General features: G+C 71.5%; 2 protein-coding genes. Both read left to right on the plus strand.

Annotated elements, in window-relative coordinates; all coding sequences use genetic code 11:
* Window positions 1-693: serine hydrolase domain-containing protein (locus tag VN520_RS23645; protein WP_325748948.1), on the plus strand; the 693-nt coding region annotated here is incomplete at its 5' end.
* Between the two features lie 88 nt (window positions 694-781).
* Entirely contained in the window at window positions 782-1,963 is a 1,182-nt protein-coding gene (locus VN520_RS23650; RefSeq protein WP_325748949.1) for a serine hydrolase domain-containing protein, read from the plus strand.
* Window positions 1,964-2,153 lie beyond the last annotated feature (190 nt).

Below are 2,153 nucleotides of genomic sequence, written 5' to 3' on the forward strand. Positions count from 1 at the left end.
CTGCTCGCGATCGGCCTCGCCGAGCCGCCCGCCTTCCCCCCGGGCGAGGGGTTCCTGTACTCCAACACCAACTACGTGCTGCTGGGCGTGATCATCGAACAGCTCACCGGGGTCCCGGTGGAGCAGGCCTTCCAGGACCGGATCTTCGACCCGCTGGAGCTGAGCGAGACCTCCTTCCCGGCGCTGACCGACGCCTCGATCCCGCAACCGCACCCGCAGATGTACACCTTCGGCACGAACGTGGAGACCATCGACAGCCTCGTGCTCCCACCGGAGGTCCAGGCCGCTGCCCGCGCCGGCACCCTGGAGCCGATGGACGTCACCGACATCAACCCCTCCTGGGGGTGGACCGCGGGCGCCGGGATCTCCACCGCGCCGGACCTCGCCGACTACGTGGAGGGACTGATCGACGGGTGCCTGCTCAGCCCGCGGCTGCAGCAGGAGCGGATCGCCAGCGTCCAGCCGGTGGACCCGGACGACCCGGCCAGCCCCGGCTACGGGCTCGGCCTGGCCAGGTTCGGGCCCGTGTACGGACACAGCGGTGAGCTGCCCGGGACCAACTCCTTCATGGGCCACGACCCGGTCCGGGACATCACCGTCGTCACCTGGGCCTCCACCGCGCCCGCACCCAACGGCGAGGGCCCGGCCGTCGAGCTCGCCAAGGCGGTGATCGCCGAGCTCTACGCCGACTGATCGGCACCCCTGGCAGACCGGGTCGGTACGACGGGGCCCCGGCCACGCGGACACCACACCGTTCCCTCCACGGGAGGAGCTGTTCCCCATGCGCCGATGGATGCGCCCCGCCGCCCTCGCACTCGCCCTGCTCGCCGGGGCCGGGACGACCGGCTTCACGGCCACCCCCGCCCGCCCGGCAGAGTCCGCTCCTCACCCGGCCGCGACCCTCGACCCGGACCTCGCCGCACAGGTCGACGAACTGGCCCGGGCCGCGCTGACCGACGGCGTCACAGGCGCGGTGGTCGGCATCTCCGACCCGGTCCGGGGGAGCTACCTCCAGGCCTACGGGACCGCGGACACCGCAGGGACCCCGATGACCACCGACGTGCACTACCGCATCGCCAGCGTGACCAAGACCCTCACCGCCCAGGCGGTGCTGCGCCTCGCCGAACAGGGGAGGCTGTCCCTCGACGACCCCCTGGAGGAGTACGTCCCCGACATCCCCCACGGGGACGAGATCACATTGCACCACCTCCTGGGCATGCGCGGCGGCGTGTACAACTTCGTCCTGGACGAGGAGTTCATGGCCCGGTACGTCGCCGATCCGCTCCTGCCGGGGTGGTCCCCCTACGACGTCCTCGAGATCATCCGCGCGCATGCCGACGAGGCCACCCCACCCGGCCGAGCGACCGTGTACTCCGACTCGGAGTACGTCCTGCTCGGGCTGGTCATCGAGCGGGTCACCGGCCGCTCCGCGCAGCAGTACACCACCTCGGTGATCGAGGAGCTCGGCCTACCGGAGACGTCGTATCCCACGACCGCGGCCCTGCCGGAGCCGTTCACCCACGGCTACATGAACACCGACAGCGAGCTGGCACCGGCGGACCCTGCCGCGGAGGAGCCACGGGACGTCACGTTCAGCAACCCCGAGGTCCCGTTCACCGCCGGTGCGGTCATCTCCACCGTGCCGGACATGATCCGCTACGCCGAACAACTGGCGAGCGGGACGGGCCTCGCCCCAGGGACCGCCCGGCTGCGCCAGGAGTGGACGCCGCTCACCTCGACCGGCGTCCGGGTGCAGTACGGCCTCGGCGTCCTCCAGCTCGGGAACTGGGTCGGCCACAACGGGTCGATCTTCGGCTACAGCAACACGGTCTTCCACCTGCCGGAGGAGAAGGCGAGCGTGGTCGTGATGGTCAATGCGGCCGACGCCGAGGCCGTCCCCGCGATGGACCTCTGGGGTGGGATCGTCACGCTGCTGTACCCCGACAGCCTGCCGACCTGGTGACCGTCAGGGCCCCGCGGTCCACCTCGGGCCACCTCGACGGCGGCGGCGAACCTGGTGACCGGGCCTACCTCCGGCGGCACGTGGGCGGCCAGCCACCGCGCAGTGAGAGCAGTTCCCGCTCAGATGCGGCGGCGATCGGGTCAGAGGACACCACGCAGGCCAGAGGCGTGTGCGTGTGTAGCGCGTCGCC

It is taken from the genome of Streptomyces sp. (assembly GCF_035563135.1).
In the GTDB taxonomy this organism is placed as follows: domain Bacteria; phylum Actinomycetota; class Actinomycetes; order Streptomycetales; family Streptomycetaceae; genus Streptomyces.